We start from the raw sequence: 25,969 nt of genomic DNA, 5'->3' as shown, positions 1-25,969 counted from the left end.
ACCTCGCCTCGATCGGCCCGTCCGTGGGTCGCGCCCACCTCGGGCGCACCGCTCGTACGAGGGTAACCGCCCCTACGCGTCGCCCCGGTCGGGGCCCTCCTCGGCGGGGGCCGTGAAGTCGCCGGCGGCGATCCGCAGCGGGCGGAGCAGGTCGAACACCTCGGCGCAGGCGTCGGCGTCGTAGCCGTCCAGGCCGAACTCGACGGCGACGAGTTCGCGGGTGGCCTCCTCGACGACCCGGCGGCCGCGGTCGGTGATGGCGGCGAGGACGCCGCGGCCGTCGAGCGGGTTGGGGCGGCGGGTGACCAGGCCGGAGCGCTCCAGGCGGTCGACGGTGTTGGTGACGCTGGTGGGGTGGACCATCAGGCGCTCGCCGATCTTGGAGAGCGGGAGTTCGCCGGAGCGGCTGAAGGTGAGCAGCACCAGGGCCTCGTAGCGGGCGAAGGTGAGGCCGTAGGGCTTGACCACCGCGTCGACCCGGGCCAGCAGGATCTGGTGGGCGCGCATCACCGAGGTGATCGCCGCCATGGACGGCACCTTGCCCCAGCGGCGGGTCCAGAGCTGGTCGGCGCGGGCGATCGGGTCGAAGTCGAGGGCGAGGGGCTTGGGCACGCCCCTTACCGTACCCGCGGGCGTCGGCGGGGGTAGCAGGTGTCCACGATGGTGGACAAGCCGCCCGCTTGGCGGGATCACGCCAAACAGACGAGAACGGCCCGACGGCGGCTCTTTACCGTGCATATTCCGGCAATATTCAGTGATTGCACCGGAGTTGGGCCTCTGCGCAGCCCGCACGGCATGGTTCGCAGCGAAACCTCCGATTTCCCGGACCCCCCGTTGCCGTCCCGCTGGCGAGAGTTTGCCAATAGTTGCCGGACCGCTTCTCCCGGCCGCCGCCGCCTCGTCATGCTTCTGGCCAGCCCCGTTCGACACTGCCGGCCCACCCCACCGGCAGCTGTCCCCTGACCGCACGGAGCTGCACGTCAGCACCCGTTCCGCCCCAGCAGGCACTGACCCCGGTGCCCCGGAGCGAGGTGCGACCGCGCACACGCGGTTGATCCGGAAGGAACCCGTACGTGAAGCGAAAGCTCGCTGTCGGAGCCGTTCTCTCTGCCTCGGCCCTGCTGGCCGGTGCGATCCAGGTGAGCGCCGGCATGGCGTACGCCGCACCCAACCCGGCCTCCCTCGGCCGGGCCGACCAGCTCGCCCTGGCCGCCGCCCAGGCGCCCGCCGCCGCCAAGGCGCTGGGCCTGGGCGCCCAGGAGAAGCTGGTCGTCAAGGACGCCGTCGTCGACGCCGACGGCACCCGCCACTTCCGCTACGAGCGCACCTACGGCGGACTGCCGGTGCTCGGCGGCGACCTGGTCGTGCACCAGGCCGCCAACGGCAAGGTGAAGTCCACCGACAAGGCCGTGTCCGGCAGCCTGGCCCCCGCCTCGCTGAGCCCGAAGCTGACGGCCGGCCAGGCCGCCGCGAAGGCGACCGGCGCGGTGCAGGCCACCGTCGGCGTCGCGAAGGACGCCGACGAGGCCGCCCTCACCTCGGTCTCCGGCAGCAGCGGCAGCGCCCAGCTGGTGATCTGGGCCGCCGACGGCGCCCCGCGGCTGGCGTACCGCACCACCGTGGAGGGCGTCCGGGCGGACGGCACCCCGAGCCGGCAGCTGCTGGTCACCGACGCCGACAGCGGCGCGGTGCTCTCCGTCCACGAGCAGGTGCAGACCTCGAACGCGACCGGCTCCGGCAACGGCGTGTTCGTCGGCAGCGTGACGCTGACCACCAACTACACCGGCACCGCGTACCAGTTGAAGGACGCCACCCGCGGCAACCAGTACACCACCACGCTGGCCAACAAGACCTCGGGCAAGGGCACCCTCTACTCGAAGTCCACCAACACCTGGGGCAACGGCCTGGCCTCCAACGGCGAGTCCGCGGCCGTCGACGCCCAGTACGGCGCGGCCGCCACCTGGGACTTCTACAAGAACACCTTCGGCCGCAGCGGCATCCGGGGCGACGGCGTCGGCGCGTACAGCCGGGTCCACTACGGGCGCAACTACGTCAACGCGTTCTGGGACGACAGCTGCTTCTGCATGACCTACGGCGACGGCGCCTCCAACACCCACCCGCTGACCGAGCTCGACGTCTCCGGCCACGAGATGAGCCACGGCGTGACGTCCAACACGGCCGGCCTGAACTACTCGGGCGAGTCCGGCGGCCTGAACGAGGCCACCTCCGACATCTTCGGCACCATGGTCGAGTTCTACGCCAACCTGCCGAAGGACAACCCGGACTACCTGATCGGCGAGCTGATCGACATCAACGGCAACGGCACGCCGCTGCGCTACATGGACAAGCCGTCCAAGGACGGGGCCTCCGCCGACTACTGGTCCTCCACCGTCGGCAGCAAGGACGTCCACTACTCCTCGGGCGTCGCCAACCACTTCTTCTACCTGCTGGCCGAGGGCAGCGGCGCCAAGACGGTCAACGGCGTCAGCTACAACTCGCCCACCTACAACGGCGCGGCGCTGACCGGCATCGGCCGGGCCAAGGCCGCCCAGGTCTGGTACCGGGCGCTGACCGTCTACATGACCTCGACCACCAACTACAAGGGCGCGCGCACCGCGACCCTGAGCGCCGCCGCCGACCTGTACGGCTCCGGCTCCGCCGAGTACAACGCGGTCGCGGCCACCTGGGCCGCGGTGAACGTCAACTGACGCCGACCGGCTGACGAAAAGCCCGCGGCGGCCGGGCCTCCCACGAAGAGGCCCGGCCGCCGCGCACCACGTTCCGGACGGGTCAGGCGGTGGCGGCGGGCGCCGGGGCGTCCAGTTCGCCGCGCTCCTCCTTGGCCAGCATCCGCTCGGCGAAGAAGCCGCCGGTGGGCAGCACCGAGAGCACGAACAGCACCAGGGTGCGCTTGGGCTCCCAGCGGCGGGCCTGGTGCGCCTGCACCAGGAACACCACGTAGAGGACGAACAGCGCGCCGTGCACCGCGCCCATCACCGGGACGCCGTTGAAGCTGGTGGTGCGCTTGAGCACCGAGCAGATCAGCAGCAGGATGAACGACAGCCCCTCGGGGCCGGAGACCAGGCGCAGGCGGTGGACGGCGGCGACGCTCTTCACGGGGATTCCTCACGGGGGCACGGCGGACGGCTGGGCTCGCGAACGGCCCGGCTTGTGAACGGATGCACAAGCCGGGCCTATTATCACCGACCCGACACCGGCGCCGACCGGGGACCCCCTATCCTGCTGTGCTGCGCGCGCTCCGACCGCCGGAGCGCGCCGACCCACGGGGGGAACGCACCATGCTGAAGCGGGACTGGGACCGCCACACCTGCGCCAGGCGCGGCCACACCACCTACGCGCCGGACGAGCCCGAGCTGCGCGAGCGGCTGCACACCGCCACCGCGGTCGGCACCGCCTGGCGCTGCCTGCGCTGCGGCGACTTCGCGCTCGGCGAGCCGCACGACTCCGGCCCGGCCGGGGACGCGCCGCTGGTGCCCCGCGGCAAGGCCCTGCGCGACCTGTTCATCCTGCGCTTCCTGGCCGTCGAGCGGTTCCTGCGCGGCCTGCTGATCGTGGTCGTCGCCTGGGGCGTGTGGAAGTTCTCCAACAGCCAGGACGCGGTGCGCCGGGTCTTCGACGAGAACCTGACCGTCCTCAAGCCGGTCACCGAGCACTTCCACTGGGACCTGGAGCACTCGCCGATCGTCGACACCATCCGCAAGACCTTCGACTACAAGCACTCCACCCTGGTGTACGTGGCGGTCGCGCTGGTGGTGTACGCGCTGGTCGAGGTCGTGGAGGCGTTCGGCCTGTGGTGGGGCCACCGCTGGGCCGAGTACCTGACCGTGGTCGCCACCGCCGCCTTCCTGCCGCTGGAGGGCTACGAGCTCACCGAGCACGTCAGCGTCCTGAAGGTCTGCACCCTGCTGCTGAACATCGCCGCGGTGCTCTGGATCATGCTCTCCAAGCGCCTGTTCGGCCTGCGCGGCGGCCGGGCCGCGTTCGAGGCCGAGCGGCACTCGGCCTCGCTGCTGGAGGTGGAGGCCGCCGCGGGGGCGCTGCCGCAGCCGGCCTGACCTCCGGCCCGGCCCGACCTTTTGCCCGGTATGTCCGGCTGACGCCGCGTCCGATGTACGGGTTTCGTACCGAACGGGTACCAGCGGGCCCGAACCCCCTCCCCGCCCGGGGAGGGGGCCGCTAGATTCCCGGACGTGGCACAGTTCCGACTCCAGGGGTCAAAGGTCCTCGCCGTCGATCTCGCCGGGGACACCGTCAAGGCACGCAACGGCTCGATGGTCGCCTACACCGGGCAGATGGGCTTCAAGAAGCTCTCCGGTGGCGGCGACGGCCTGCGCGGCATGGTCACCCGCCGGCTCACCGGCGAGCGCATGGAGGTCATGGAGGTGAAGGGGCAGGGCACCTGCTACTTCGCCGACAAGGCCACCGAGATCAACCTCGTCCGGCTGAACGGCGAGACGCTGTTCGTCGAATCCGACAACCTGCTCTGCACCGAGGCGTCCCTGCGCACCGGCACCTCCTTCACCGGGCTGAACGGCATGGCCAGCGGCAACGGCCTGTTCACCACCAAGGTCGAGGGCCAGGGCTGGGCGGCGGTCACCTCGCACGGCCCCGCGGTGATCCTCCGGGTCTCCCAGGGCCTGCCGCTGCGGGTCGACCCGGGCGCGTACATCGCGCACACCGGCAACCTGCACCGGGCGCTCAAGTCCGGGGCGGGCTGGAGCACGCTGATCGGCGAGGGCGGCGGCGAGGCGATGCAGGTCGAGTTCACCGGCGAGGGCCTGGTCTACGTCCAGCCCTCCGAGCGGATGACGCTGGGGGGCGAGGTCTGATGGCCTTCACCAGGATCAACAACAAGATGGTCTCCGCCAAGGTGGTGCCCGGGCAGCGGATCCTCTCCCAGCGCGGCTCGATGCTCGGCTACACCGGCGAGGTCTCCTTCCAGCCCAACCTGATGGGCGGCCAGGGCGGCGTGATGTCGATGATCGGCCGCCGGGTCGCCAACGAGGACACCCCGCTGATGACCGTCGAGGGCCACGGCACCGTGATGTTCGGCCACGGCGGCCACCACGTGAACGTGGTCGACCTGGTCGGCGACACCCTCTACGTGGAGGCCGACCGGCTGCTCGCCTTCGAGGGCAGCCTCCAGCAGTCCACCATGTTCATGGGCCAGCAGGGCGGCCTGATGGGCGTGGTCCGCGGCCAGGTCACCGGGCAGGGCCTGTTCACCACCAAGCTCACCGGCCACGGCGCGGTCGCCGTGATGGCCCACGGCGGCGTCATCGAGCTGCCGATCTTCCCCGGCCAGCCCGTCCACGTCGACCCGCAGGCGTACGTCGCCCACCGCGGCGAGGTCACCAACAAGCTCTCCAGCGCCCTCGGTTGGCGCGACATGGTCGGACGCGGCTCCGGCGAGGCGTTCCAGCTCGAACTGTCCGGGCAGGGCACGGTGTACGTCCAGGCCAGCGAGGTGAAGCTCTGATGTCCTACCCCCCGCAGAACCCCTACGGCCAGCAGCCCTACGGACAGCAGCCCCCGCCCGGGTACTCCCAGCAGCAGTACGAGCAGTCCCACCAGGCCACCCAGGCCGGGATGCCGCTCCCCCCGCAGGCCCCGCCCTACCAGGCCGCCCCCGCCGGGCAGTTCGGCGCCCCGCTGTTCCAGCCGCCCGGCGGCGAGGGCCCCCAGCTCTGGGACGCCGGGACGCTGCCCGCGAACGACAACGTCAACCCGTACTGCTTCTCGGTCGACCTGAACGGCGCGTACTACCTGCAGAAGGGCAAGATGATCGCCTACTACGGCGAGATGCGCTTCTCCGGGATCGGCCGCGGCGCGCTCGACCAGCTGCTGGAGCGGAACTTCAACTCCCCGCTGCACGCCTCCGACTGGGTGGTCGCCGAGGGCCGCGGCAAGCTGCTGCTCGCCGACCGGGCCTACGACCTCAACTCGTACGACCTGGAGGACGGCAACCTGACGGTGCGCTCGGGCAACCTGCTGGCCTTCGAACCCACCCTGCAGCTCAAGCAGTCCATCATCCCCGGGTTCCTCACCCTGATCGGCACCGGCAAGTTCGTCGCCGCCTCCAACGGCCCCGTGCACTTCGTCGAGCCCCCGGTCCGGGTCGACCCGCAGGCCCTGGTCGGCTGGGCCGACTGCCCCGCGCCCTGCCACCACTACGACCACGGCTACCTGCACGGCGTCCTCGGCGGCCTGCGGCACCTGACCGGGATCGGCGGCGCCAGCGGCGAGGAGCACCAGTTCGAGTTCATCGGGGCCGGGCAGGTCCTGATGCAGTCCTCCGAGGCCCTGATGGCCGACCGCTCCGTCGGCGTCATCGGCGCGGAGCCGGGCATCCCGGGCGCCGGCGTCCCGCACCAGCAGCAGCAGCACGGCGGCGGCTTGCAGGGGCTGGGCAACCTGGGCGACCTCGGACGCCGCTTCGGCCTGTAGCCGGAGGACGCGCGACCAGGAAGCGCAGTCAGGGGCGCGTCCTGGTCGCGCGCGCGTCCTCCCGGCGCGCGTCCAGCGCTCTCACACGGCGGTGAACTCGACCGGCAGGGCCGTCAGGGCCCGGTGGATCGGGCCCGGGCGCCAGAGGACGTCCGCGGTGGGGACGGCGAGGCGGAGGTCGGTGAGGCGGCTGATCAGGTACTCGATGGCGGTGACGGCCATCAGGACGGCGGGCTGGCGGGCCGGGCAGCGGTGCGGTCCGGCGCCCCAGGCGAGGTGCGCGTAGGAGCCGCCGAGGGACTCGCTCTCGGCGGGGGTCAGCGCGGCCTGGGCGTTGGCGGAGGCGTAGGAGACCAGGACGGGCTGCTCGGGGGTGAGCGGGGTGCCGTGGAAGACGATCTCGTGCCGGGGGTAGTGCGGGGAGAAGTTGGACAGCGGCGGGTCGTTCCAGAGCACCTCGTTGACCGCGTCGTGCGCGGTCATCGCGCCGCTGTGCAGCGAGCCGGCGTAGCGGTCGTCGGAGAGCATCCGCAGCAGCGCGCCCGCGATCAGGTTGGCGGTGGGCTCGTGCCCGGCCATCAGGGTGAGGGTGATGTGCCGGACGACCTCGTCGTCGGCGAGCTGCGCGGGGTGGCCGAGGAAGGCGGAGATCAGGTCGTGCCGGGGTGCGGTGCGGCGGTCGGCGACCTGTTCGGTGATGACGGCGACCAGGTCGGCGTACGCGGCGGCGGCGCCGGAGGAGGTTTCGAAGGCGCGGTTCATCGCGGTGCTGATCCGGTCGATGTCCGGGTCGGGGACGCCGTACCAGGAGGTGAGGATGAGCAGCGGCAGCCGGTAGGCGTACTCGGCGAGCAGGTCGGCCTTGCCGGTGCCGGCGAACTCGGCGATGAGCTGTTCGGCGACGGCGGTGGTGTCGCGCTGCAGCAGGTGGGGTTCGAGGATGCCGACGCTGTCGGTGATGACCTGGCGGTAGCGGGCGTGGGCGGGGCCGTCGGAGAAGAGCGCGGTGGGGCGCCAGCCGAACAGCGGGAGGATCGGGGAGTCGGCGGGCTGGGTGGCCTGCCAGCGGCGGGGGTCGCGGGTCCAGGTGTCGGTGTCGCGGAGGATCTCCAGGGCGACGTGGTAGTCGGTGACCAGCCAGGCGTCGACGCCGGGGGCGAGGGCGACGGGGGCGAGCGGTCCGCGGTCGCGCAGCCGGGCGTAGTGGGCGTGCGGGTCGGCGGCGAACTGGGCGCCGTACAGGGCGGTGCGGGGGGTGTGGGCGGTCACGGGGCGCTCTCCTGGGGCAGGCGGTCCAGGACGTGCTGGGTGAGGGCGATCAGGGCGTCGACGCAGCCCTCGCGGACGCGGGCGTCGAGTTCGACCAGCGGGGTGGCGGGGTCGAGGTCGAGGGCGGCGCGGACGGCGTCGAGGGCGATCGGCGGGGTGTCGGGGAAGCGGTTGACGGCGACGGTGTAGGGCAGCCCGGCCTCCTCGATCAGGTCCATCGCGTCGAAGGCGTCGGCGAGGCGGCGGGTGTCGACCAGGACGAGCGCGCCGAGGGCGCCGCGGGCGAGGTCCTCCCAGAGCGGGAGGAAGCGGCGCTGGCCGGGGGTGCCGAACAGGTAGAGGACGAAGTCGCCGTCGGCGAGGGTGAGCCGGCCGAAGTCGACGGCGACGGTGGTGGCGGTCTTGCCGGGGGTGCGGCTGACGTCGTCGACGGGGGCGCCGGCCGCGGTCATGGTCTCCTCGGTGTGCAGGGTCGGGATCTCCGACAGGGTGCGCACGAAGGTGGTCTTGCCGACCCCGAACGGCCCGGTGACCATGAGCTTCATCAGGATCGGGTCGGTCGGCGGCAGGTAGGCCGGGGCCCCGGCGGGTCCGTCGCCGAGCAGGGCGGCGTTGCTACTTGAGGGCGCGAAGTCCACTGAGGAGCCTTTCGGCGAGGTCCCGGTTGACCGGCTGGGCGGAGGGGATGGGCGCGCGGACGGAGAGCGCGCCGCGCTCGGCCAGGTCGGCGGCGATGAAGACGGTGGCGCTGACGGGCAGCCGGAGGTGGGCGGCGGCCTCGGCGAGGGTCAGGGCGCCGGGGCGGACCAGTTCCCATAACTGGCGGTGCTCGCCGCCGAGCCCGGCCGGGAGGTCGGCGGCGGCGTGCAGCACGCTGAGCCGGTCCAGGGGGCGGGTGCCCGCGGCGGCGGTGCGGCCGTGGGTGGCGAGGTAGGCGGGGACGAGGCGGCGGCGCGGGGGTGTGGTCATGTGCGGCTCGCTTCCCGGGCGGGGCTGGCCAGGGCCCTGGCCAGCGCGGCGACCTGGACCTGCATCTGGTAGGCGATGGTGCCGAGGTCGGCGCCGGGGACGGCGAAGACGGCCAGCGAGGAGTTCTCGCCCGCGGGGGTGACCACGGCGTAGCCGTGGTCGGACTCGACCACGGTCTGGTTGAGGGCGACCTTCTCGGCGCCGGTGAAGGCGGTGGTGAAGGCGCGGGCGGCGGCGTGCAGCGAGGCGGTCATCGCGGCGACCCGGTCGGCGCCGTCCCGGCCGAGGTCGGCGGAGTGGCCGGTGACCAGGCCGTCGCCGGTGGCGATGACGGCGTTCTGCACGCCGGGCAGGTCGAGCAGCGGGGTGAGGACCCAGGAGAGGTCCTCGGTGTGGCGGCGGAGCGGGGCGGTCACGGGGTTTCGACTCCTTCGGGTGCGGCGGGTCCCTGGGGGCTCGCGGGCTGGTCGGCGGCGCTGCGTCCGGCTGCGGTGCCGGACTGGAGTGCCGACCACGCGCTGCGGGCCCGGTCGGGGGTGGTGCCCGCCGGGGCGGGGAGGGGGGAGGGTGCGTCCTGCCGCTGGGTGCGGGGGGACGGTGCGTCCTGCTGCGGGACGCGGGGGGTGCGGCGCTTGCGGGTGGGCAGGGCGTCGCCCGCGTCGAACACCGGGGCGCCCTGGGTGATCGGGCGGGGGGCGAGCGCGGAGAGCGGGGCGGCCGGGTCGGTGAGGGTGAGCAGGTCGGCGGGCAGCCGCAGGATGGCCCGCACGCCCCCGTACGGGGAGGGTTCGACCCGGCAGCCGAAGCCGAACTGGCGGCAGAGCAGGCCGATCACCGCGAAGCCGGCCTGCGGCGGGTCGCCGAGTTCGGTGAGCAGCACCTCGGCCTGGCCGTCGAGCAGGTCGCCGGCCCGTTCGAGCTGGTCGGGTTCCATGCCGACGCCCATGTCGTCGACCACCACGAGGGCGCCGGAGCTGCCCTGCTCGATGGCGACCACCACCCGGGTCTCGGGGTGGGAGTAGGCGGTGGCGTTGCCGAGGATCTCGGCGAGCGCGATGGCGACGGGCTCGGCGGCGCGGGCGGCGACCGCGAGCCGGGGTTCGCGCAGGTGGTTGGTGATCTCGATGCGGGCGTACCCGGCGACCCGGGACTGCGCGCCGACGCAGAGTTCGGCGAGCGGGGAGTCCTCGCGGGTCATGCCGGGCCAGGAGCCGGAGAGCACGGCGAGGGACTGCACCCGGCGCAGGGTGAGTTCGTTGCGGAAGTCGAGGGCGAGCAGCCGGGGGTCGTCGACGGAGAGCTGGATCTCCTCCAGCAGCGAGCGGACCTGGATCAGCAGCGCCTGGATCTTGGAGGCGGCGCCGCGCAGGGCGGCCCGGGCGGCGGCGTCGGTGCGTTCGCGCTCGGCGAGGGCGGCGCGCAGGGCGGCGCCGAGGACGGCGTCCAGGGCGCGGTGCAGTTCCTCGTTGCCGCCGGTGGTGTCGAGCGGCCCGGGGACGGGGGTGCGGGGGTGGGTGAGGGCGGTGGCGGCGGCGGGGAGGCGTTCGTGCGCGAGGTGGGTGAACTCGCGGACGGCGGCGGCCAGTCGGGCCTCGGCGAGGGTGTGCCGGGCTTCGGCGGCGTGGGCGCGGGCGTCGGCGGAGCGGGCGTGCTCCTCGCCCTCGCGGGCGCGGGTCTCGGCGGTCCTGGCGCGGGCCTCGGCGCCCTGGGCGCGGTTGTCCGCCTCGGTGGCGCGCCGGGTGGCGGCCCGGGCGGTGCCGGCGGCGCGCCGGGCGGACCACAGCAGGGGTCCGGCGGTGAGGGCGGCGCCGGCCAGCAGGGCGAGCACGATCTCGACCATGGGGTCCTCGGGGGGAGTCGTCGCGGCGGGGGCTGGTGCGCTCGGTTCAGGCGGTGCGGGCCTCGCGCTGCCGGGCGAGGTGGGCCATCCGGCCGACGACCTCCAGCATGGCGGGCGGCTCGGTGCCGTCGAGGTGCCGGTACTCGGTGCCGATGGTGACCAGCAGGCGCTCGGGGAGGCCGAGTTCGGGGTAGCGGGCCTCGTCGATGACGGCCCGGGCGGCTTCGGCGGCGGTGCGGCCGGCGGCGTGCAGGGCGTGCGCGCGGTCGCGGACGTAGCGCAGGTACCCGGCGTGGGCGCGCAGGTCGGCGCGGGTGAGCAGCGGCCCGTGGCCGGGGACGACCGTCTCGGCGCCGGTGTCGAGCAGCCGCTCGACGGCGTCGATGACGTTGCCGAGCGGTCCGGCCCAGTGCACGGGGTGGTCGCCGGGGTGCTCGGCGGTGGAGCCGAAGACGACGTCGCCGGTGAAGACGGTGGAGCGGGTGGGCAGGTGGACGGTCAGGTCGCCGCTGGTGTGGGCCGACGGGAGGCTGCTGACCTGCACCGGGATGCTGCCGACGCGCAGTTCCAGTTCGCCGGTGAAGACGGTGTCGGGGACGACGGGCGGGGTGTCGGCCCAGTTGAAGCAGCCGAAGTGCTCGTGCAGGTAGGCGCCGGTGTCGCCGTCCTTGTCGAGGGTCTGCAGCAGGGCCTGCTGCTGCTCGGGGGTCGGCTCGTAGGCGATGTGGTGCAGCGCCTCGCGGGTGGTGATCACCTCGGCGTCGGGGAGGACGCCCGCGCCCCACAGGTGGTCGCCGTTGGCGTGGGTGACGACGATCCGGTCGACCTCGGTGCCGGGGGCGAGGACGGCCCGGGTGCGCCGCAGGAACTCGCCGGCCAGGGTGCGGTCGTACGGGGTGTCGATCCAGAGCGCGCGGCCGCCGTCGGTGACCAGGCCGCAGTTGGCGAGGCCCCAGCCGCGTTGCTGCGGCTGCCACGCGTATATACCGTCGGCTATCGAATGGAAGTTCGCGCTCCGCGTCGTCATGGGCGCGATTATGCCCAACGCTGTGTCACCGTTTGACTCCGGCCCAGGAATTGGACATGACCGGCGTGATCCGGCCACCCGGCGGGCAGTTGTGAATTCGTACAACATTGAACAACTTCGGCTATACTCGGCCGCATGGACACCCCAGAGACCGAAGCGCCCGAGGTCTCCCCCTCCCCGCGGGGAGCGGCGGACACCCCGTGGCTCGACGCGCGCGAGCAGCGCTTCTGGCGCGCCCACCTGGAGGTCGGCAAGCTGCTCGACCACCAGCTGAGCCGGGAGCTGCAGAGCCACAACCTCGCCATCAACGACTACGAGATCCTGGTCGTGCTCTCCGAGTCGCCCGAGCGCCGGATGCGGATGACCGACCTGGCCACCGCCACCCTGCAGTCCAAGAGCCGCCTCTCGCACCAGATCACCCGGATGGAGACGGCCGGGCTGGTGCTGCGCCAGGAGTGCCCGGGCGACCGCCGCGGCCTGTACGCGCACCTCACCGAGCACGGCTGGGAGACGCTGCGCAAGGTCGCCCCGGACCACGTCCGCAGCGTCCGCGAGCACTTCATCGACCGGCTCACCGACGAGCAGCTGGACGCGCTGTACGCGGCCCTGGCCCCGATCGCCGAGCACCTGCGCGGACTCCGCGGCCGGGGCTAGGCCTCCCGTCCCGGCGGCTCCGCGGGAAGGCGCCCCGCGGGAACGCGCCCCCGCGGGAACGCGGCGGGTGGCAGGCGCCGTCGAGCAGCTCGCGCCTGGCGGCCTCGTAGTCGGCCGGGGCCCGCGGCCCCTGGTCGAAGCAGTCGTTCCAGGAACCGGGGCGCTGCCCGCGGGCGGGCCCCGGCCCCGGTCTCAGGAGGTCAGTTCGGCCACCAGCCGGTCCGCCGCCGCGTACGGGTCGAGCTCGCCCGCGGCGACCTGGCCGGCCAGCGCGTCCAGGTGCCGGTCGCCGCGCAGGTCGCCGATCCGGGCGCGCAGCGCGGCCAGGGTGATCGCCTCGACCTCCTGGGCGGCCCGGCGGCGGCGCCTGGCGTCGAGCTCGCCGGTCTCGGCGAGCCAGCCGCGGTGCTTCTCCAGCGCGTCGACGAGTTCGTCCACGCCCTCGCCGCGGGCGGCGACGGTCTTGACGATCGGCGGCCGCCAGTCGCCGGCCTGCCGTGACTCCCCCAGGCCGAGCATGTGGTTGAGCTCGCGGGCGGTGGCGTCCGCGCCGTCCCGGTCGGCCTTGTTGACCACGAACACGTCGCCGATCTCCAGGATGCCCGCCTTGGCGGCCTGGATGCCGTCGCCCATGCCGGGGGCCAGCAGCACCACCGCGGTGTCGGCCTGCGCGGCGACCTCCACCTCGGACTGGCCGACGCCGACGGTCTCCACCAGGATCACGTCGCAGCCCGCCCCGTCCAGCACCCGCAGCGCCTGCGGGGCGGCCCAGGCCAGGCCGCCGAGGTGGCCGCGGGTGGCCATCGAGCGGATGAACACCTCCGGGTCGGTGGCGTGCTCCTGCATCCGCACCCGGTCGCCGAGCAGCGCCCCGCCGGAGAACGGCGAGGACGGGTCGACCGCCAGCACCCCGACCCGCCTGCCGAGCCTGCGGTAGGCGCTGACCAGCGCCGAGGTGGAGGTCGACTTGCCCACCCCGGGCGAGCCGGTCAGACCCACCGTGTAGGCCCGCCCGCTGTACGGGGCGAGCGCCGCCATCACCTCGCGCAGCTCGGGCGCGGCGTTCTCCACCAGCGTGATCAGCCTGGCCACCGCCCGGGGACGGCCCTGCCGGGCCTGCTCGACCAGCGTCGCCACATCGGCCATCGGAAATCGCTCCTCGCAGCAGAAAGACGGACGCCCCGCCGGACCGCGCGGGGCGGTCCGGCGGGGGTCCCGGGACGTTCGGTCAGCCCTGCGCGGGCACCTTGACGATCAGCGCGTCGCCCTGACCGCCGCCGCCGCACAGCGCGGCCGCGCCGACGCCGCCGCCGCGGCGCTGGAGTTCCAGCGCCAGGTGCAGCACCACGCGGGCGCCGGACATGCCGATCGGGTGGCCGAGCGCGATCGCGCCGCCGTTGACGTTGACGATCTCGTCGCTGACGCCGAGGTCCTCGGTCGACTGGTGGGCGACGGCGGCGAACGCCTCGTTGATCTCGATCAGGTCGAGGTCGCCGACCTCCAGGCCCTCCTTGGCGAGGGCGTGCCTGATCGCGTTGGACGGCTGCGACTGCAGCGAGTTGTCCGGGCCCGCGACGTTGCCGTGCGCGCCGATCTCGGCGATCCAGCTCAGGCCCAGCTCCTCGGCCTTGGCCTTGCTCATCACCACGACGGCGGCGGCGCCGTCGGAGATCTGCGAGGAGGTCCCGGCGGTGATGGTGCCGTCCTTGTCGAAGGCCGGGCGCAGCCGGGCCAGGCCCTCGACCGTGGTGTCGGCGCGGATGCCCTCGTCCTGGGAGAACAGCACCGGGTCGCCCTTGCGCTGCGGGATCGCGACCGGCACGATCTCGGCCTCGAACACGCCGTCGGCCTGGGCCTTGGCGGCGCGCTGGTGGGAGGCGGCGGCGATGGCGTCCTGCACCTCGCGGGTGATGCCGAGGCGGGTGTTGTGCTTCTCGGTGGACTCGCCCATCGGGATGTTCTCGTAGGCGTCGGTCAGGCCGTCGTGCGCCATCGAGTCGAGCATCCCGACCGCGCCGTACTTGAAGCCCTCGCGGGACTTCGGCAGCAGGTGCGGGGCGTTGGTCATGGACTCCTGGCCGCCGGCCACCACGACGTCGAACTCGCCGGCCCGGATCAGCTGGTCGGCCAGCGCGATCGCGTCCAGCCCGGAGAGGCAGACCTTGTTGACGGTCAGCGCCGGGACGTTCATCGGGATGCCCGCATTGACCGCCGCCTGCCGGGCCGGGATCTGGCCCGCGCCGGCCTGCAGCACCTGGCCCATGATCACGTACTGGACCTGGTCGCCGGTGATGCCGGCCCGCTCCAGCGCCGCCTTGATCGCGAAGCCGCCGAGCTCGGCGCCGGAGAATCCCTTGAGCGAGCCGAGCAGCCGTCCCATCGGGGTGCGGGCGCCTGCGACGATCACAGAAGTAGTCATGGACGAGCCCCTTCGCGCGTCGGACCAGAGGGTATGGGGATGCCGTCAATGTACTGACCGGTCACCTCTGCGTCACCGCCGCAACGGTGTGATCAGCGCTACTGGCACTGTCCAGTGAACACCGTGCCGTGCCGGACCGGGGCCGTGTGAGCAGACTCGCAGGACGGCCCGCTGGCGCCCGGCCGCCGGGATGCGCTGCACTGGGTGCCATCCGTCGCCCGTCCCGCCACCGGAGGACACCGTGCTGACCCGCATCGACCACATCGGCATCGCCTGCTTCGACCTGGACAAGACCGTCGAGTTCTACCGCGCGACGTACGGCTTCGAGGTGTTCCACAGCGAGGTCAACGAGGAGCAGGGCGTCCGCGAGGCCATGCTGAAGATCAACGACACCGGGGACGGCGGCGCCTCCTACCTGCAGCTGCTGGAGCCGACCCGGGAGGACTCGACGGTCGCCAAGTGGCTGGCCAAGAACGGCGAGGGCGTGCACCACATCGCCTTCGGCACCGCCGACGTGGACGGGGACGCGGCCGCGATCGCGGGCAAGGGCGTGCGGGTGCTGTACGACGAGCCGCGGCGCGGTTCGATGGGCTCGCGGATCACCTTCCTGCACCCCAAGGACTGCGGCGGCGTGCTGACCGAACTGGTCACCAGTGCGGATCCGTCCGAACACTGACCGGTTCCGGTACGCAGCCTGCACGGAAGCGGACCGACCGGTAACGAACCGGTCGGTAACTTCCGAAAAGCACCTCGCCCCCATTCCCCCGGGAGCGGCTCCCACTACAATGCCCAGGTGCGCTGGTACCACCGGTCCGCGCACCGCAGGGGAGTCCACGACGCGGGCACGGCCGGACGGTCGCCGTTCGGATCTGTCACCATTCTCCAGAGGCAACATTTCGCTCAGGAGTCCACCCGGACGGTGGAGCGATTGCAAGGACCAACCGATCCGCCCGCGAACCCGCGCGGCGGAACGGCCGGGTCGAGGACGCGACCAGGAGATGGATGGGACCGCGGAGTGCGGGGCTACGACCGCTACGAGGTTGAGGATCACCTCTCCAAGTTCGAGGCCGAGCTGGAGAAGGCCCGCAAGGAGCGGGACAAGACCATCGAGCACGCCGACGACCTCGCCTACCAGGTGGAGGTGCTCCGGGCCAAGCTGCACGAAGCCCGTCGGCAGCTCGCTCAGCCGCGCGCCTTCGACTCCGTCTCCGGCCAGGCCGAGCAGCTCCTGCGCAACGCCGAGATGCAGGCCGAGGCGCTGCGCGCCGACGCCGAGCGCGCCGTGCGCGAGTCCCAGGCCGCCACCCAGCGGATGATGGCCGAGGCCGCCGAGCGGACCGCCCAGCTGGAGGCCGAGTTCAACACCCGGCGCCGCCGGCTGGAGGAGGAGCTCGCCGAGTTCCGGGCCGCCGCCGAGCGCCACGTCAACGAGAACGTCAACTGGGCGGAGCAGACCCGCGCCGGCACCGAGCAGGAGGCCCAGCGCCTGCTCCAGGAGGCCCGCGCCGAGGCCGACCGGATGATGGCCGCCGTCCGCGCCGAGGCCGCCGCCCTCGCCGACCAGGCCCGCGCCCAGACCGCCGCCGACGTCGACGCCGCCCGCGGCGAGGCCCAGGCCCAGGCCGAGGCCGCCCTGCTGCGCGCCCAGACCGACGCCGAACGCCTGCTGCGCGCCGCCTCCGAGCAGGCCCAGCAGACCGGCGCCCAGGCCGAGGAGCACCGCGCCGCCGCCCTCACCGCCGCCCAGCAGCAGCTCGCCGACGCGCACTCCGCCGCCGAGCAGAAGCTCGCCGCCGCCGAGGCCGAGATCACCGCCCTCAAGCGGCAGGCCCTCGCCGACCAGGAGCGCGCCGAGGCCGCCCTGGCCGGCGCCCAGGCCGAGATAGAGCGGCTGCGCGCCGAGGCCCTGGCCGAGACCGAGCGGGCCCGCGCCGAGGCCGCCCGGATGCGCGAGGAGGCCACCGCGGCCGCCCAGCGCCTGCAGGCCGAGGCCACCAGCGAGGCCGAGCGCAAGGTCGCCGACGGCGCCGCCGCCAGCGAGCAGCGCTCCGCCACCGCCCGCGCCGAGATCGCCAAGATGGTGGCCGCCGCCACCCGCGAGGCCGACCTGATCCGCTCCGCCGCCGCCACCGTGCAGGCCGAGGCGGACGCCGCCAAGGCCGCCGCCCGCGAGGAGAGCGAGCGCCTGCGCGGCTCCGCCGAGGCGGTCGCGGGCGAGCTGCGGGCCGAGGCCGAGGCGGAGATCGCCGAGCGCCGGGCCGCCGCCGAGGCCGAGGCCGCCGCGCTGCGCGAGGCCGCCGCCGCCGAGGCCGAGCGGATCCGCACCGAGGCCGAGGAGGCCGGCCGCGCCGAGGGCGCCAAGGACGCGGCGATGCGGCTGGCCCGCGCCGCCAAGCAGGCCGAGGAGGTGCTCGCCCGGGCGGGCACCGACGCCGAGTCGACCCGCGGCGAGGCCGCCGCCGAGGCCGAGCGGCTGGTCGAGCACGCCAAGTCCGAGGCCGGGACGCTGCTGGAGCAGGCCCGCGAGGCCGTCGAGCAGGCGCAGAACGCCGCCATGGAGGACGCCGCCTCGATCCGCGAGCAGCTGGAGCGGATGCAGGCCGAGGCCGCCCTGGCCCGCGAGCAGGCCGAGGAGCAGCGCGCCGCCGCCGAGGCCGAGGCCGAGCGGGTCCGGGCCGAGGCCCGCCGCCAGGCCGCGGTGCAGGTCGAGGAGTCCGCGAAGCAGGCCGAGGAGCTGCTGACCACCGCCAAGTCCGACGCGGACGCGCTGCGCTCCGGCGCGGGCGAGGAGGTCGAGCGGCTGCGCACCGAGGCCCGCGAGCAGGCCGCCGCCGTCCAGGGCCGGGCCGAGCAGACCCTCGCCCGGGCCCGCGCCGAGGGCGAGAAGATCACCGGCGCCGCCGAGCAGGCCCGCACCGAGCTCCTCGCCGCCGCCGAGGCCGCCGCCGAGGAGACCCGGGCCGCCGCGCAGCGGCACGGCGCCGAACTGCGCGAGCAGGCCGCCGCCGCGGCCGACACCGTCCGCGCCGAGGCGGCCGCCGCCGCCGAGGCACTGCGTGCCGACACCGCCCAGTGGGCCGAGCAGCACCGCGCCGAGGCCGAGGAGGCCGGCCGGGCCGTGCGCGCCGAGGCCGACGAGGCCGCCCGCGCGGTCGCCGAACGGGCCGAGGCCGCCGCGCAGGCGCTGCGCGAGGAGGCCGCCGCCGCCCGCGAGGCCGCCCGCGCCGACCTGGAGCGCGACCGGGCGCAGGCCGCCGAGCAGCTGGCCGAGGCCGCCGCCATCCGGGCCGCCGCCGACGGCGAGGCCGAGCAGGTCCGCGGGGCCGCGGCCGCCGACGCCGCGCAGACCCGCGAGGCCGCCGAGGCCTACGATCGCGAACTGCGCGCCGAGGCCGAGCAGGCCCTCGCCGCCGCCCGCACCGACGCCGGGGCGCTGGGCGCCGAGGCCGCCGCCGACCGGGCCGAGGCCGCCCGGCTGCGCGAGCAGGCCGACGCGTACGACCGCGAACTGCGCGCCGCCGCCGAGCAGGAGACCGCGGAGCTGCGGGCCACCGCCGAGCGCGAGAGCGCCGAACAGCGCGAGGCCGCCGACGCGTACGACCGCGAACTGCGGGCCGCCGCCGAGCAGGAGACCGCCGAGCTGCGGGCCACCGCCCAGCGCGAGAGCGCCGAACAGCGCGAGGCCGCCGAGGCGTACGACCGCGAACTGCGCGAGCGTGCCGACCGCGAGACCACCGAGCTGCGGGCCGCCGCCGAGCGCGAGAGCGCCGAGCTGCGCGAGCAGGCCGACGCGTACGACCGCGAGCTGCGGGCCACCGCCGACCGGGAGACCGCGGAGCTGCGCGAGCGGGCCGAGCACGCCGCCGAGCAGCTGCGGGCGAACGGCGAGGCGCGGGCCGCCGAGCTGGTCGCGGCGGCCGAGCAGGAGGCCGCGGAGGTCCGCCAGTCGGTGGCGGGCCTGCACGAGAAGGCGACCGGCCAGATCGCCGAGCTGCGGGCCGCGGCCGAGCGGGAGACCGCGGAGCTGCGCGAGCGGGCCGAGGCGTACGACCGCGAGCTGCGGGCCGCCGCCGACCGGGAGACCGCCGAACTGCGGGCCGCCGTGGCCGAGTTCGTGCAGCAGCAGCGGGCCGAGGCGGAGGCCGGGGCGCAGCGGGTGCTGGCCGAGGCGGACGAGTTGGCGGCGGCGGCGCTGGCGGAGGCCGAGGAGCGGGCGGACGCACTGCGTTCGGACGCCGAGGAGTACGCGCTGGCGACCCGGACGCTGGCGGAGGAGTTCGACGCGGACGTCCGCGCCCGGGCCGAGTCCTTCGACCGGGAGACCCGGGAGGCCGCCGAGTCGTACGACCGGGCGACCCGCGAGCAGGCGAAGTCGGTGCTGGAGAAGGCGTTCGCGGACGCCGAGCAGCTCGGCGAGCAGGCGCAGGCGGAGGCGCTGGCGGTGGCCGCGGCGGCCGAGGAGCAGTCCGACGCGATGGTGTCGGCGGCCCGCCAGGAGGCGGAGCGGCTGCGGGCCGAGGCCGAGGCGCAGGGCAAGGCCGAGGTGGAGCGGGCCCGTTCGGACGCGGACGCGCTGCTCTCGGAGGCCCGGCGGGACTCCACGGCGATCCGCGAGCGGGCCGAGGAGCTGCGCGAGCGCACCGACGCCGAGATCGAGGCGCTGCACGAGCGGGCCCGCAAGGAGAACGCGCAGGCGATGAAGTCCGCCGGCGAGCGGGTGGACGCGCTGGTGACGGCGGCCCAGGAGCAGCTGACCGAGGCCGAGGAGCAGGCGCAGGCGCAGGTCGCGGAGGCCGAGGAGCGGGCGGCGGAGCTGATCGCGGCGGCCGAGTCGCGGGCGTCCGAGCTGACGTCGGAGGCGTCCGCGGAGGCGGGCCGGGTGCGGATCTCCGCGGTGCGCAAGGCCGAGACGCTGCTCAAGGAGGCCGAGAACAAGCTCGCGGACTCCACCACCCGCGCCGAGGCGCTGATCATCAAGGCGGAGGCGAAGCTCAAGGCCGCCGAGATGGAGTCCGAGGAGCAGTTGGAGGCCGCCGCCGACGAGGCCGCGTCCCGGCTCAAGCGCGCCGACGACGAGGCCGAGAAGCGCGTCCGGCGGGCCGGTTCGGACGCCGAGGAGCAGCTGCGGCTGGCCGCCGAGGAGGCGGAGCGGCTGCTCGCCGAGGCCCGCTCGGAGGCCAAGCGCGTGACCGACGAGGGCCAGCGGGAGTTGGACGAACTGGTCCGTCGGCGCAAGGACATCAACACCGAGATCTCTCGGGTCCAGGACGTGCTGTCGGCGCTGGAGGCCTTCGAGGCACCCGCTCCGTCGGCCCACGGCAACGGGGGAAGCAAGAAGGACGGAGGGCCCAAGGCAGGTGCCGGGGTGGGCTCTCCGCGGTCGGGAGGCAATCGCTCCGGGGGCGCGCCACCCGATTGAGCGGACATTGTCCGCGAACCAACGGTGTTTCGCCGTTGACACTCCGGTACCGTGTCAGGATTCCCTCAACCATCTCAGCGGTTTGACGACAGGAAGCCCAGAAATCCCATGAGCGACAGTCACTCCCCGCACGGCTTCGACCTGGTACGCCGTGGGTACGAGCGCGCCCAGGTCGACGAGCGGATCGCCAAGCTGGTGGCCGACCGGGACAGCGCCCTCTCCCGGATCAGCGCGCTGGAGAAGCGCATCGAGGAGCTCCACCTGGAGACCCAGACGGCCCAGGCCGCGGTCACCGAGTCGGAGCCCTCCTACGCCGGTCTCGGCGCCCGCGTCGAGAAGATCCTCCGCCTCGCCGAGGAGGAGGCGAAGGACCTGCGCGACGAGGCGCACCGCGCCGCCGAGCAGCACCGCGAGCTGGCCGAGGCCGCCGCGCAGCAGGTCCGCACCGAGGCCGAGAACTACGCCAAGGACCGCAAGGCCAAGGCCGAGGACGAGGGCCTGCGGATCGTCGACAAGGCCAAGTCGGACGCGGCCCAGCTGCGCGCCGAGGCCAACAAGGACGCGCAGAACAAGCGCGAGGAGGCGGACGCCCTCTTCGAGGAGACCCGCACCAAGGCCGCCCAGGCCGCCCTGGAGTTCGAGACCAACCTGGCCAAGCGCCGGGAGCAGTCCGAGCGCGACCTGGCGGCCCGCCAGGCCAAGGCCGAGAAGCGCCTGGCCGAGATCGAGCACCGGGCGGAGCAGCTCCGCCTGGAGGCGGAGAAGCTGCGCACCGACGCGGAGCGCCGTTCCCGCCAGACCATCGAGACGGCGCAGCGCCAGGCCGAGGACATCGTGGCCGACGCCAACGCCAAGGCCGACCGGGTCCGCAGCGAGTCGGAGCGCGAGCTGGCGGCGCTCACCAACCGCCGCGACTCGATCAACGCGCAGCTGACCAACGTCCGCGAGATGCTGGCCACGCTGACCGGTGCGGCGGTCGCGGCGGCCTCGCTGCCGACCGACGACTCGCTGGGCGTGCCGGCGCAGCAGTCGCGCTGACGCCCGGCCGCGCGTCGGCCCTGTTCGGGACACCGCTGAAGTCCTGGAAGTGCCCGAAGGGGCCCGGAGCTCTCGCTCCGGGCCCCTTCGGCGTCCCCGGCCCGCCCGGCGCGACTACTTGACGCGCTTGAGCAGGGCCCGGACGGCGGCGTTGAAGGTCTCGGGGGCCTCCAGCGAGGAGAGGTGGCCGACGGCCGGGATGACGGTCAGTTCGGCGTCGGAGAGCGCCTCGGCCATCATCCGGGCCTCGCTGAGCGGGGTGACGGTGTCGAGCTCACCGACGATGACCGCGGCGGGCACCTCCAGGGCGGCCAGTTCGTCCAGCGAGTCGGGGCGGGCGGCCATCGCGCGCTGCGCCCAGGCGACCGCCGCCGGGCTGGCTTCGGCGATCATCTGCCGTACGGCGTCGGTGAGTTCGGGTTCGGCGCCGGGGGCGAGCAGGTTCTCCGCCATCCGCTCCTCCAGCAGCAGGTCGACGCTGCCGCGCTCCAGGACGGCGGCGGCGATGCGTTCCCGGTTGGCGCGGGCGGCGTCGGTGTCGGTGGTGGCCTTGGTGTCGGCGAGGACGAGTCCGGCCAGCCGTCCGGGGTGGCGGCGGGCGAAGGCCATCGCGACGTAGCCGCCCATCGACAGTCCGGCCAGGACGGCGCGTTCGACGCCGAGGGAGTCCAGCAGGTCGGCGAGGTCGTCGGCGGCGGTGTCCAGCGAGGGGGGCAGGTCGCCGAGCGGGGCGGTGCCGAAGCCGCGCTGGTCCGGTGCGATCACCCGGGCGTCGTCCCCGGCCGGGCCGGGGACCCGCTCCAGTTGGACCTCCCACATCCGCGCGGGGAGCGGGAAGGCGTGCAGCAGGACGAGCGGGGTGCCGGTGCCGTTCTCGCGGACGGTCGGCGCGCTGGACGAGGTCATGGTTCCACCGTAGGGCCCGGCGGGCACGCCCCGGACGCAGGTTGTCCGATTCATCCGCTTTTTGCCATAACCTGGCCGCAGACCAAGGAGCGGCAGATGATCGAGTTGCACCACCTGACGAAGCGTTACGGCGACAAGTTGGCCGTCGACGATCTGAGCTTCCGGATCCCGGAGGGCGTGGTCACCGGCTTCCTCGGCCCGAACGGCGCGGGCAAGTCCACCACCATGCGGATGATCCTCGACCTGGACCGCCCCACCAGCGGCGAGGTCACCATCGGCGGCCGGCACTACTCCGGGATCCAGGACCCGCTGCGCCGGATCGGCGCACTGCTGGAGGCCAAGGCCGTGCACCCCGGCCGCACCGCGTACGACCACCTGCTGTGGCTGGCGCAGTCCAACCGGGTGCCGCGCGCCCGGGTCGACGAGGTGCTCGACCTGGTGGGCCTGACCGCGGTCGCCAGGAAGCGCGCCCGCGGCTTCTCGCTCGGCATGGGCCAGCGCCTGGGCATCGCCTCCGCCCTGCTGGCCGACCCGCAGACCCTGATGTTCGACGAGCCGGTGAACGGCCTCGACCCCGAGGGCATCCTGTGGATCCGCAACCTGATGAAGCGCCTGGCCGCCGAGGGCCGCACCGTCTTCGTCTCCTCCCACCTGATGAGCGAGATGGCGCTGACCGCCGACCACCTGGTGGTGATCGGCCGCGGCCGGCTGCTCGCCGACCTGCCGATGGCCGAGTTCATCAAGCGCAACTCCCGCTCGTCCGTCCGGCTGCGCACCCCGCACCAGGAGCAGCTCCTGCACGCCCTGCACGGCGCGGGCCTGACCGCCGAGGCCGGCCCGGACGGCTCCTGGGAGGTGGTCGACGGCGACCCGGTCGTCCTCGGCGACCTGGCCGCCGCGCACGGCGTCACCCTGCACGAGCTGAGCCCGCAGCAGGCCTCGCTGGAGGAGGCGTTCATGCAGATGACGGCGTCCTCGGTGGAGTACCACATGGGGGCCGGGGCGGCCCCCGAGCAGCCGCCGCCCGCCTGGGGCGCCGACTGGGACGGGCGCAAGTCCGGAAAGGAGAGCTGAGATGGCCGCGTTCCCCGCCGTCGCGCAGTCCGAGTGGACGAAGATCCGCAGCGTCCGCTCCACCGTCTGGTCGCTGGTGTCGGTCTTCCTGATCACCGTCGCCCTCGGCCTGGCGATCAGCCTGGTCGCCCGGAACAACGTCTCGGACTTCACCGAGGACGGCAGGCCGTTCGACGCCACCGCCGTCTCGTTCATCGGCGTCGGCTTCGGCCGGCTCGCCATCGTGGTGTTCGGCGTGCTGGCCGTCGGCAACGAGTACAGCAGCGGCATGATCCGGGTCTCGCTGGCCGCCGTCCCGCAGCGCGGCACCCTGCTGGCGGCGAAGACCGCCGTGCTGGGCGCGCTGGCCCTGGCCGCCTCGCTGGTGACGGTGTTCGTCGCCTTCTTCATCGGCCAGGCCGCGCTCGGCGGCGGGCTGTCGACCACGCTGGGCTCGGAGAACGTGCTGCGCGCGGTGTTCGGCACCGCGCTCTACCTGACCCTGCTCTGCCTGCTCTCGGCGGGCGTCACGGTGATGGTGCGGCACCAGATCCTGGCGCTGGCGATCCTGGTGCCGTTCATCCTGCTGGTCTCGCCGATCCTGTCGATCGTCCCGGTGGTGAAGAACGTCGTCCGGTACTTCCCGGACCAGGCGGGCTCGGCCATCACCCAGGTCTTCCCGACCGACGACCTGCCGTACGGCCCGTGGGCCGGCCTGCTGATCTGCGCGGCCTGGACGGTCGCGGCACTGCTCGGCGGCTACCTGGTCCTGAAGAAGCGCGACGCCTGAGGCGCCGTCAGTACTTCGGAGCGCCGCGGCCCCGCTGGATGTTGGAGCCGCGGCGCTCCCGCGCTCCCCAGCAGGCCCGGTGCCAGTGCCGCCGGTCGTCCACGCCGCTTCCGTAGCCGGGCCAGGCCACCAGGTGGCCGACGCCGGGCGGGATCTCCTGGTCGCAGCCCGGGCACCGGTAGTACCGCCCGGCCGTCCCGGCCACGGTCTGCACCACCCACTCCTCGCCCCGGTACTCCTCGGTCCGCCGCAGCGAACTCCCCATCGGTGCGCCGCTGCCGCGGTCCTCGGGCTTGTCGATCCGGTTGCGACGCGGTGACACGGGGCTCCCTCTCCATCGGCGCGCTGTCCTCCCAGGGTACGGGCCGCCGGGCCGGACGGACGACGGTGGCACCGACCCCCGATCGAGGGCCGGTGCCACCGCTGCTGCGTGACCTTCTACGGGCTCACTCCCGCGGCATCAGCCAGGCGCCGAAGGCGACCTGGATCACCACCAGGACCAGGACGCCCGATCCGCCTCCCCCTGCCAGTACGAGCAGGATCGGCAGGAGGAGCGCGGCGGTCGCCACCGGCCGGAAGGACTCACGCTTGCGGAGCCTCCCGACCAGCGGGATGACGACCAAGGACGGGGCCCCCACCAGGCAGAAGATCAGTGCCCCGAGAAGGACCAGGCCCAGCTCGTCCCGGGTGGACGCGTAGTGCACCTCCCCGGTGGTCAGCAGGCTGGCCAGACTGCCACCACTGACCCACAGAACGGCGAACAACAGGACGTAGCGGATCGCGGACCGCAGGAACCAGCGTCCGGTTCCAGGACGCGTTCCGGGAGTCGTGCTGGTCACTTGTCCTGCCATCCGTCGGTCCAGTGGCTCTCGCGGTTGGGGAATACTGGTGCGGCGTTCAACCCCGATTCGAGGATGCCCATGTCACGCTCGCGGTCCGTCGCGACGGTACGCGGCGCCTGGCCCCTGCGGTACTGGACCACCTCCATGCTCGGGTAGGCGTCCCCGGAGCGTCCCACCTCGATGGACCCGCTGTCCCTGACGTCCACCTTGATGTGGGTGTCGACCGCGAAGACCGGCAGCAGGCTGTTGAGGCCGTGGACGTCCACGTTGAGCCCGCCGGGTCCCACCCAGTTGGCATTGATGTTGTTCTGGGCGTTCATGTTGATGCTCGAGTTCATGGGCCCCTCCACGATGTCCCTCGCCGGGATCATCCTTGACGGCTGGCCCGGGCGCGGCGCGTCCCCACAGCCCGGGCAGCCCGGATCCCCCAGGGTCGGCGTCGTGTGGGTCGGCGAGACGGTGAACGACACCTCTCCGGTCGCGGTGTCCCAGAAGAGGTCCATCCGGTAGGCGGCGTTCGGGTCGTCGGACCAGTCCCGGTTGTCGCCGTACAGGTTGCCGAAAACCGCCTTCTCGCCCCGGATGAAGAACCGCACCATGATGATGCCGTTGTCCGGGGGCGCCTGGTAGCCGGTCTTGTAGCGATGGTGGGGGTAGACCCGCTTGGCACCGTCCTCCAGGTCTCCCCAGCCCCGGTCCTTCGCGTCGTCGTAGCCGTCGTAGCACAGGCAGTTGTCGTCGTCCCCGCTGTCGTCGCCCGTGTCGTACGCCGAGCTGCACATCCCGCCGCACGGCGGCGGCGGCCCCGCCGGGGGTTCGCCCGGCTCGACCGGGGCGCGGCTCAGGCCGGTCGGGTCGCTGTGGGTGGTCGGGTTGCCTGGTGGAGTCGGGCCAGTTGGTGCTGGTGCCGCGGGTCTGCCCGTAGGGCTTGTACTGCTTGCGGCTCACCGCCTGGCTGGTGGTGTCGACGGCCAGGGTGGCGGTGTCGTGCGGGTCGGCGATCAGGTAGTCCACCCCGCCGCCGGGCAGGTTGGAGACCATGGCCATCGCCTTGCCGCCGGCCTGGTAGGTGCGCACCGCGCCGAGCAGGGTGTTCGGGGCGACGGAGGTGTTGACCACGACCTCGGTGTCACCGGTGAACAGCGTGGTCCGGCCCGAGCCGATGTCGCGGCGGATGAGCAGGTTGCCGTCCGCGTCGTAGACGTACTTGGTGACGGCGCTGCCCTGGGTGATGGTGTCCACCCGGCCCTCGGGGGTCCAGGTGAGGACCTGTCC

At 73.7% G+C, this 25,969-nt stretch carries 25 protein-coding genes; 11 read left to right on the top strand and 14 right to left on the bottom strand.

The annotated features are described in order from the left end of the window. Positions 1-72 precede the first annotated feature (72 nt). Positions 73-612, bottom strand: a complete 540-nt coding sequence (locus tag OO57_RS15475; protein ID WP_033253039.1) for a MarR family winged helix-turn-helix transcriptional regulator — start codon at positions 610-612, stop codon at positions 73-75. Between the two features lie 461 nt (positions 613-1,073). On the opposite strand from OO57_RS15475, the gene OO57_RS15470 reads away from it, so the two are divergent. Continuing rightward, complete coding sequence (locus OO57_RS15470) at positions 1,074-2,708, top strand: M4 family metallopeptidase (RefSeq protein WP_033253038.1); 1,635 nt, start codon at positions 1,074-1,076, stop codon at positions 2,706-2,708. An 82-nt stretch (positions 2,709-2,790) separates the two neighbouring features. Here OO57_RS15470 and OO57_RS15465 read toward each other — a convergent pair whose 3' ends face one another. Then, a complete protein-coding gene (locus OO57_RS15465) occupies positions 2,791-3,123 on the bottom strand; it encodes a DUF3817 domain-containing protein (RefSeq protein WP_033253037.1) in 333 nt (110 codons plus the stop codon). Positions 3,124-3,299: 176 nt separating this feature from the next. Here OO57_RS15465 and OO57_RS15460 point away from each other — a divergent pair, with 176 nt between their 5' ends. The 4 genes from OO57_RS15460 (at position 3,300) to OO57_RS15445 (ending at position 6,468) form a co-directional block, all read left to right on the top strand. Next, positions 3,300-4,076: a DUF2127 domain-containing protein gene (locus OO57_RS15460; protein ID WP_033253036.1), complete on the top strand. Its 777-nt coding sequence runs from the start codon at positions 3,300-3,302 to the stop codon at positions 4,074-4,076. A 135-nt stretch (positions 4,077-4,211) separates the two neighbouring features. Beyond that, positions 4,212-4,850 carry an AIM24 family protein gene (locus tag OO57_RS15455; protein WP_033253035.1) on the top strand — a complete coding sequence of 213 codons (639 nt, stop codon included), beginning with the start codon at positions 4,212-4,214 and terminating at the stop codon, positions 4,848-4,850. Next, entirely contained in the window at positions 4,850-5,500 is a 651-nt protein-coding gene (locus tag OO57_RS15450; RefSeq protein ID WP_033253034.1) for an AIM24 family protein, read from the top strand. The genes OO57_RS15455 and OO57_RS15450 overlap by 1 nt, the downstream gene beginning before the upstream one ends. A 110-nt stretch (positions 5,501-5,610) precedes the next feature. Next, on the top strand, positions 5,611-6,468 hold the full coding sequence (locus OO57_RS15445) for an AIM24 family protein (RefSeq protein ID WP_063737567.1): 858 nt from the start codon (positions 5,611-5,613) through the stop codon (positions 6,466-6,468). A gap of 81 nt (positions 6,469-6,549) precedes the next feature. Here the strand turns inward: OO57_RS15445 and OO57_RS15440 are convergent, their stop codons facing one another. The 6 genes from OO57_RS15440 to OO57_RS15415 all read right to left on the bottom strand — a co-directional run bounded on the left by OO57_RS15440 (position 6,550) and on the right by OO57_RS15415 (position 11,573). Then, complete coding sequence (locus tag OO57_RS15440) at positions 6,550-7,737, bottom strand: cytochrome P450 (RefSeq protein ID WP_033253033.1); 1,188 nt, start codon at positions 7,735-7,737, stop codon at positions 6,550-6,552. Further along, the gene (locus OO57_RS15435) at positions 7,734-8,282 is read right to left on the bottom strand and encodes a GTP-binding protein (RefSeq protein ID WP_033253060.1); all 549 of its coding nucleotides are present in this window, start codon (positions 8,280-8,282) and stop codon (positions 7,734-7,736) included. The genes OO57_RS15440 and OO57_RS15435 overlap by 4 nt, the downstream gene beginning before the upstream one ends. 70 nt (positions 8,283-8,352) lie before the next feature. Next, complete coding sequence (locus tag OO57_RS15430) at positions 8,353-8,706, bottom strand: DUF742 domain-containing protein (RefSeq protein ID WP_033253032.1); 354 nt, start codon at positions 8,704-8,706, stop codon at positions 8,353-8,355. Further along, positions 8,703-9,122 carry a roadblock/LC7 domain-containing protein gene (locus OO57_RS15425; protein WP_033253031.1) on the bottom strand — a complete coding sequence of 140 codons (420 nt, stop codon included), beginning with the start codon at positions 9,120-9,122 and terminating at the stop codon, positions 8,703-8,705. The genes OO57_RS15430 and OO57_RS15425 overlap by 4 nt, the downstream gene beginning before the upstream one ends. Further along, complete coding sequence (locus OO57_RS43835) at positions 9,119-10,546, bottom strand: sensor histidine kinase (RefSeq protein WP_051777669.1); 1,428 nt, start codon at positions 10,544-10,546, stop codon at positions 9,119-9,121. Before OO57_RS43835 ends, OO57_RS15425 begins: the two co-directional genes overlap by 4 nt. 46 nt (positions 10,547-10,592) lie before the next feature. Next, the gene (locus OO57_RS15415; protein ID WP_033253030.1) at positions 10,593-11,573 is read right to left on the bottom strand and encodes an MBL fold metallo-hydrolase; all 981 of its coding nucleotides are present in this window, start codon (positions 11,571-11,573) and stop codon (positions 10,593-10,595) included. Positions 11,574-11,708: 135 nt separating this feature from the next. Between OO57_RS15415 and OO57_RS15410 the strand changes: the two genes are divergently transcribed. After that, positions 11,709-12,227, top strand: coding sequence for a MarR family winged helix-turn-helix transcriptional regulator (locus OO57_RS15410; RefSeq protein WP_033253029.1), 519 nt, complete (start codon positions 11,709-11,711; stop codon positions 12,225-12,227). A gap of 192 nt (positions 12,228-12,419) precedes the next feature. Here the strand turns inward: OO57_RS15410 and meaB are convergent, their stop codons facing one another. Then, positions 12,420-13,373, bottom strand: a complete 954-nt coding sequence (meaB, locus tag OO57_RS15405; RefSeq protein WP_033253028.1) for a methylmalonyl Co-A mutase-associated GTPase MeaB — start codon at positions 13,371-13,373, stop codon at positions 12,420-12,422. 82 nt (positions 13,374-13,455) lie between these two features. Next, positions 13,456-14,646, bottom strand: coding sequence for an acetyl-CoA C-acetyltransferase (locus tag OO57_RS15400; RefSeq protein WP_033253027.1), 1,191 nt, complete (start codon positions 14,644-14,646; stop codon positions 13,456-13,458). Positions 14,647-14,887: 241 nt separating this feature from the next. Here OO57_RS15400 and mce point away from each other — a divergent pair, with 241 nt between their 5' ends. From mce to OO57_RS15385, 3 genes are all read left to right on the top strand, one after another. Next, positions 14,888-15,322, top strand: a complete 435-nt coding sequence (mce, locus tag OO57_RS15395) for a methylmalonyl-CoA epimerase (RefSeq protein WP_033253026.1) — start codon at positions 14,888-14,890, stop codon at positions 15,320-15,322. Between the two features lie 339 nt (positions 15,323-15,661). After that, complete coding sequence (locus tag OO57_RS15390; protein WP_033253025.1) at positions 15,662-20,065, top strand: hypothetical protein; 4,404 nt, start codon at positions 15,662-15,664, stop codon at positions 20,063-20,065. Between the two features lie 108 nt (positions 20,066-20,173). Continuing rightward, positions 20,174-21,103 carry a cellulose-binding protein gene (locus OO57_RS15385; RefSeq protein ID WP_033253024.1) on the top strand — a complete coding sequence of 310 codons (930 nt, stop codon included), beginning with the start codon at positions 20,174-20,176 and terminating at the stop codon, positions 21,101-21,103. 114 nt (positions 21,104-21,217) lie between these two features. Here the strand turns inward: OO57_RS15385 and OO57_RS15380 are convergent, their stop codons facing one another. After that, complete coding sequence (locus OO57_RS15380; RefSeq protein ID WP_033253023.1) at positions 21,218-22,009, bottom strand: alpha/beta fold hydrolase; 792 nt, start codon at positions 22,007-22,009, stop codon at positions 21,218-21,220. 96 nt (positions 22,010-22,105) lie between these two features. Here OO57_RS15380 and OO57_RS15375 point away from each other — a divergent pair, with 96 nt between their 5' ends. Together OO57_RS15375 and OO57_RS15370 are read left to right on the top strand one after the other, a co-directional pair. Further along, complete coding sequence (locus tag OO57_RS15375) at positions 22,106-23,083, top strand: ABC transporter ATP-binding protein (RefSeq protein WP_033253022.1); 978 nt, start codon at positions 22,106-22,108, stop codon at positions 23,081-23,083. A gap of 1 nt (position 23,084) precedes the next feature. Next, entirely contained in the window at positions 23,085-23,852 is a 768-nt protein-coding gene (locus tag OO57_RS15370; RefSeq protein ID WP_033253021.1) for an ABC transporter permease, read from the top strand. 7 nt (positions 23,853-23,859) lie between these two features. Here the strand turns inward: OO57_RS15370 and OO57_RS15365 are convergent, their stop codons facing one another. From OO57_RS15365 to OO57_RS15355, 3 genes are all read right to left on the bottom strand, one after another. Further along, positions 23,860-24,174 (bottom strand): hypothetical protein, encoded by a 315-nt coding sequence (locus OO57_RS15365; RefSeq protein WP_033253020.1) that lies wholly within the window; start codon positions 24,172-24,174, stop codon positions 23,860-23,862. Positions 24,175-24,298: 124 nt separating this feature from the next. Further along, positions 24,299-24,691, bottom strand: a complete 393-nt coding sequence (locus OO57_RS15360) for a hypothetical protein (RefSeq protein ID WP_033253019.1) — start codon at positions 24,689-24,691, stop codon at positions 24,299-24,301. Next, positions 24,688-25,476, bottom strand: a complete 789-nt coding sequence (locus OO57_RS15355; RefSeq protein WP_033253018.1) for a hypothetical protein — start codon at positions 25,474-25,476, stop codon at positions 24,688-24,690. The genes OO57_RS15360 and OO57_RS15355 overlap by 4 nt, the downstream gene beginning before the upstream one ends. Between the last annotated feature and the right edge of the window lie 493 nt (positions 25,477-25,969).

Origin of the sequence: Kitasatospora phosalacinea (assembly GCF_000717185.1) — a bacterium.
GTDB lineage: Bacteria > Actinomycetota > Actinomycetes > Streptomycetales > Streptomycetaceae > Kitasatospora > Kitasatospora phosalacinea_A.
The sequence above is the reverse complement of the archived record's forward strand: the minus strand, read 5'-3'. Positions and strand labels throughout refer to the sequence as shown.